The sequence below is a fragment of the Amnimonas aquatica genome (genome assembly GCF_002943415.1).
Taxonomy (GTDB): Bacteria; Pseudomonadota; Gammaproteobacteria; order Pseudomonadales; family Moraxellaceae; genus Perlucidibaca; species Perlucidibaca aquatica_A.
Window position 1 is genome coordinate 1 of the sequence record NZ_PTQZ01000113.1, and the last position, 5,653, is coordinate 5,653.

The following is a 5,653-nucleotide window of genomic DNA, read 5'->3' on the forward strand; positions in this document are numbered from 1 at the left end:
CCGTAGCCCACCGGCATGCGGCTGAGCTGCATGATGACATTGGCTCCGCCAGCCAGCAGCCCGATGCTGTCGAGCAGCCCGGGAAAGCGCCGGTCGCAGCTGGCCATGTCCATGGCCGGCGGCTCGGGCGTCTCGGCGGCTGACGCTGATCGTGGCGGCGGACTGTCTGCGGTGGCTGTCGGATCACGATCGGACGTGGCGATATCGGTCTGAGGCATGGTCATGGATACATTATTCATTATTTGTTTCATTGTTTCTCGATCATAGCCGCGCCGCCTTCGACAGGCAACACCGCACCTGCTTTAATGCGGCACCTGCCTCCCCCTGCCCGGCCCGCCGTGGCGGATGCCCCAGCGGATCACACGCCATGCGCCAATACCAGGCCAGCCTGCCCTTCATCCTGATCACGGTGTTCATCGATGTGCTCGGCATCGGCCTCATGCTGCCGGTGCTGCCGGCCCTGGTCGGCGAGCTGGCCGGCTCGCCGGAACAGCAGTCGTACTGGTACGGCGCGCTACTGGTGACCTTCGGCCTGGCGCAGTTCCTCGCCATGCCCTGGCTGGGCGCGCTCAGCGACCGCTACGGCCGGCGGCCGGTGCTGCTGTTGTCCATCTTCGGTCTTGGCGCGGCCTACCTGATCACCGCCACCACGGATTCGCTGCTGATCCTGGTGCTGTCGCGCCTGCTCAGCGGCGCCACCAGCGCCAGCTTCACCGTCGCCAACGCCTATGTCGCCGACATCACCACGCCGGCCGAGCGCAGCAAGGGCTTCGGCGCCATCGGTGCCGCGTTCGGGCTCGGCTTCATCGCCGGGCCCATGCTTGGCGGCCTGCTCGCGGAAAGCAGCCTGCGCCTGCCGTTCTGGGTCGCCGCCGGCATGGCGCTGCTGAACTGGCTGTACGGCTGGTTCGTGCTGCCGGAGTCGCTGCCGCCGGAACGCCGCGTGCCGATACGCCTGGCCAGCAGCGCCAATCCGTTCGCGGCCATGAAGCATCTGTCGCGCCTGGAGGGCGCAGCCGGGCTGGTGGTGGTCTATGCGCTGGTGCTGCTGGCGCAATGGCTGATGCACTCGACCTGGGTGCTCTACACCAGTTTCCGCTTCGACTGGACCCCGCGCGACAACGGCATCGCGCTCTGCCTGTTCGGCCTGACCTCGGCGCTGGCGCAAGGGCTGCTGCTCGGCCGGCTGCTGCCCAAGCTGGGCGAGAACCGCCTGCTGGCGCTGGGCCTGGGCTCATCCATCGTGGCCTCCGCGGGCTACGGCATGGCCGGCCAGCCGTGGATGCTCTACGTGCTGATCCTCTGCAACCTGCTGGCGTTCATGGTGGCGCCGCTGCTGCAGGGGCGCATCTCGCGCGCGGCGCCGGAGTCGCTGCAGGGGCTGACCCAGGGCGCGCTCAACGCCATCGCCAGCCTGAGCACGGTGATCGCGCCGCTGATAGGCACCACCGTGCTGGCCTGGGTGGCGCACCTGCCGGCGGATGACTGGCGCCTGGGCAGCACGTTCTTCATCAGCGGCCTGCTGCAGCTGGCGGCGCTGGCGCTGGTCTGGCACTGCCTGCGCGCGCCGGCGGTGCCCCCGGCCGCGACCGGTGCCGCCTCCTCCGGACGTACTCACCCGGACTGATACGCAAACAGGTGCTGAAATCACCTGTGCAAAGCAGTGGCTTTCAGTACAATCCGCGCCATGACCACGCCCGACGCACATGCACTCCCCTGCCCCTGCCCGGGCCTCGATATCCTGCATGCCGATGCCGACTGCGTGGTCCTGCGCAAACCTTCCGGCCTGCACAGCGTGCCCGGCCTCGGCAGCGACAAGCACGACAGCATCCTCACCCGCCTCCAGCAGCACGATCCGGACATCCACGCGGTGCACCGACTCGACCGTGACACGTCAGGGGTGATGGTCTTCGGCCGTCACAAGGCGGCCACCAGTCATTTCGGCAAGCAGTTCCAGGCCCGCACGGTGGACAAGCACTACGTGGCGCTGGTGGCGGGCCTGCCCGAAGAGGATGCCGGCGAGATCGACCTGCCCATGCGCTACGCCCCCGAAATCAAGCCCCGCCAGATTGTCGATCCGATCGCCGGCAAGCCGGCGCGGACGCTGTGGCGCGTGCTCGCGCGGCGTCAGCATGTCGCGCTGCTGGCGCTGGAACCGGTGACCGGGCGCACGCACCAGCTGCGCGTGCACCTGCAGGCCATCGGCCACCCCATCCTGGGCGACAGCCTGTACGCGCCGGATGCCTGGCGCGAAGCCAGTCCGCGTCTGTGCCTGCACGCTGCCGAACTGGCCTTCGATCACCCCGCCGATGGCCGGCGCATGCGCTTCACGGCCCCGGAAGACTTTTCAACCATATTCTCCTGAAGACCCTGTAACCCAATGAAAAACAATGTTCCTGCCCTGGGCCAACGCTGGATCTCCGATGCCGAACCCGAGCTCGGCCTCGGTGTCGTGATCGAAGTCGATGCCCGGGCCATGACGGTGCTGTTCCCGCGCAGCGAGGAAACCCGCGTCTATGCCCGCGCCAATGCTCCGCTGACCCGCATCCACTTCGGTGCCGGCGACCGCATCGAGGATGCCGACGGCAAGTCCTGGCAGGTGCTGTCGGTGCAGGAGCAGCACGGCCTGTTCCGTTACAACGTGCGCGATGACGCCGGCGACGAGAAGGCGCTGGCCGAGACCCGCCTGTCGGCCGAACTGCACCTGTCGCGTCCGCGCGAGCGCCTGCTCGCCGCCCAGCTCGAAGCCCGGCACTGGTTCCCGCTGCGCCTCGCCGCCGCCCGCGAGGGCCAGCGCCTGGCGCAGAGCCCGGTGCGCGGCCTCATGGGCGCCCGTGTCGGCCTGATTCCGCACCAGCTCTCGGTCGCCCACACGGTGGCCAGCCGGCTGGCGCCGCGCGTGCTGCTGGCCGATGAAGTCGGCCTCGGCAAGACCATCGAAGCCGGTCTGGTGCTGCATGCCCAGCACCGCCAGGGCCGCGCCGAACGCGTGCTGGTGCTGGTGCCGGACAGCCTGGTGCACCAGTGGCTGGTGGAAATGCGCCGCCGCTTCAACCTCGCCTTCAGCCTGTTCGACCTCGAGCGCTGCGCGGCGCTGGCCGAAGATGGCGACAACCCCTTCCTCAGCGAACAGCTGGTGCTGGCACCGCTGTCGCTGCTCACCGACCACCCGCACCTGCTGACTTCGGCCAGCGAAGCGCCCTGGGACATCCTGGTGGTGGACGAGGCGCATCACCTGGGCTGGTCGCCGGAAGAATCCAGCATCGAATACGACGTGGTGGCCACGCTGGCCGAGCGCATCCCCGGCCTGCTGCTGCTCACCGCCACGCCCGAGCAGCTCGGCCTGGAGAGCCACTACGCCCGTCTGCACCTGCTCGATCCGGCGCGCTATCCGTCGCTGGAGGCGTTCATCGAGGAGCAGGATGGTTGGCACGCCACCCGTGACCTCGCCGACGCCCTCATCGGCGGCGAGCCGGACGCCGACAGCAGCGCGCAGCTGGCCGGCCTGCTCCCTGATCTGGCACTGAAGCTCGACCAGACGGAGGGCCGCGAAGCCGCGCTCAAGGCCCTGCTCGACCGCCACGGCCTCGGTCGCGTGCTGTTCCGCAACACCCGCGCCGCCGTCGGCGGCTTCCCGGCGCGCGAAAGCCATCCGCTGCGGCTGCCGGTGCCGGAAAGCTACGCAACGTGGATCGCAAAGGGCGCGATCTGGCCGGAAACCCGGGTCGACGAGGAAGTCTGGCTCGCCGACGACCCGCGCCTGCCCTGGCTGGCCGCCTGGCTGAAAGCGCACAAGCGCGACAAGTGCCTGTTGATCACCCGCACCGCGCCGGTGGCCGAAGCGCTGGAGACCTGGCTGCGCCTGCGCGAAGGCGTGCGCACGGCGGTCTTCCACGAGGGCATGAGCCTGCTCGAACGCGACCGCGCCGCCGCCTACTTCGCCGACCCGGAAGGCGGCGCGCAGATCCTGCTCTGCTCGGAGATCGGCTCCGAGGGCCGCAACTTCCAGTTCGCCCGCCACCTGGTGCTGTTCGACCTGCCGGACAACCCGGACCAGCTCGAGCAGCGCATCGGCCGCCTCGACCGCATCGGCCAGCGCCACACCATCCAGCTGCATGTGCCGCTGCTCGACGGATCGGCGCAGGCGCGCCTGTTCCGCTGGTACGACGAGGCCCTGGGCGTGTTCTCGCACTGCTCGCCGACCGCGCCGACGGTGCACGAGTACCATCTCGCCGAACTCAAGCCGCTGCTGCGCCCGGCGGCCGACGAAAGCGCGCTGGATGAGCTCATCGGCCGCGCCCGCGGCCTGCGCGAGACCCTCGAGGCCGACCTTGCCGCCGGCCGCGACCGTCTGCTGGAGCTGCAGTCCTGTCGCCGTGATCTCGCCGAGCCGCTGGCACAGGCGCTGGCGGCACAGGATGACGACACCGGGCTGGACGAGTTCATGCTGGCGGCCTGGGAAGCCTTCGGCGTGCATGTCGAGGACCACGGCGCCGCGCGCACCTGGATCCTGCAGCCGGGCGAGCACCAGCTCATCGACGCTTTCCCCGGCCTCGACCCGGACGGCATGACGGTGTGCGCCGACCGAGCCACCGCGCTCTCGCACGAGGACTGGCACTTCCTGACCTGGGAACACCCCATGGTGCGCGGCGTGCTGGAATGGCTTGCACAGGCGCCGCAGGGCAGCGTGCAGGTGGCGGTGCTGCGCAACCGATCGGTGAAGCCCGGCACGCTGCTGCTCGAAGCCTGGTACGAGGCCGCCGTGCAGGCGCCGGCGGCGCTGGCACTGGACCGCGTGCTGCCGGCCGAGCCGCTGCGTCTGCTGGTCGATGCCCGCGGCCGCGACCTGGCGCCGCAGGTGGCCGCCGCCAGCCTGGCGAAGCAGCTCGACGTGCCCGAGATCAAGCTCGCGCGCAGCGTCATCAAGGCGCATCGCGATGACGCCGAGGCCCTGCTGGTGTCCGCCGAGAAGCTGGCAGCGGCCGGCGTCGATGCCGCCCGCACCAGCGCGCGCACGGCCTGGCTGGCGCTGGAAGGCGCCGAACTGGACCGCCTGAAGGCGCTGCAGCGCGTCAATCCGGCCGTGCGCGACAGCGAGATCGCCAACGCCGAAGCACGCCTGGCGCAAGGCCTGGCAGCGCTCGACCGCCTGCAGATGAGCCTGCACACGGTGCGCCTGATCATCGCGGCCTGATCACCGGCGCTCGTCGCCGCAGCGGCCTCCCCCCACAAACGGGGGGACGGCCCGGGCACCACCTCCCCCTTAGACTTCCGTACTGATCGCGCAGGAAAGCCCTGCCATTACACGGGGGTTGCTCATCATGTCCATGAAAACCGCCTGGCTGCCGCTGGCACTCGGTCTCGCGCTCGGCCTCGCCGCCCCGCTCACCGCGGTCGCCGCTCCGGCCGCGACCCTGTCCTCGCTCGACCCCGACAGCTACTTCAAGGGCAAGACCGGCGGCACCTTCGGCAAGGACGCCAGCAAGGTCCTGCCCGGCAGCAAGCGCGTGGCGGTGACCGGCTTCCGCGTCATCTTCGTGACCGGCAACACCATCAAGGCGCAGGTGCGCGCCAGCTACTTCGGCGGCGTCGACCGCAGCGGCGCCAACGCCAGCATGGCCGTGGACCTGAATGGTGTCGACGCCGTGGCGCT

Annotated in this window: 4 protein-coding genes; all 4 read left to right on the forward strand. The window is 69.9% G+C overall.

Features of this window, described 5'->3' with window-relative positions:
- The first annotated feature begins 151 nt into the window (after positions 1 to 151).
- Positions 152 to 1,627, forward strand: coding sequence for an MFS transporter (locus C5O18_RS05735; RefSeq protein WP_277422151.1), 1,476 nt, complete (start codon positions 152 to 154; stop codon positions 1,625 to 1,627).
- A gap of 60 nt (positions 1,628 to 1,687) precedes the next feature.
- Positions 1,688 to 2,365, forward strand: coding sequence for an RluA family pseudouridine synthase (locus C5O18_RS05740; RefSeq protein WP_105192270.1), 678 nt, complete (start codon positions 1,688 to 1,690; stop codon positions 2,363 to 2,365).
- Between the two features lie 15 nt (positions 2,366 to 2,380).
- Positions 2,381 to 5,194 (forward strand): RNA polymerase-associated protein RapA, encoded by a 2,814-nt coding sequence (gene rapA, locus C5O18_RS05745; RefSeq protein WP_105192272.1) that lies wholly within the window; start codon positions 2,381 to 2,383, stop codon positions 5,192 to 5,194.
- A 127-nt stretch (positions 5,195 to 5,321) separates the two neighbouring features.
- Positions 5,322 to 5,653: hypothetical protein (locus C5O18_RS05750; RefSeq protein ID WP_146089232.1), on the forward strand; the 332-nt coding region annotated here is incomplete at its 3' end.

Excerpts from the sequence above, each read along its gene's own strand:
- C5O18_RS05740 (WP_105192270.1), top strand. The coding sequence starts at position 1,688 with ATGACCACGCCCGACGCACATGCACTCCCCTGCCCCTGCCCGGGCCTC.
- rapA (WP_105192272.1), top strand. The coding sequence starts at position 2,381 with ATGAAAAACAATGTTCCTGCCCTGGGCCAACGCTGGATCTCCGATGCC.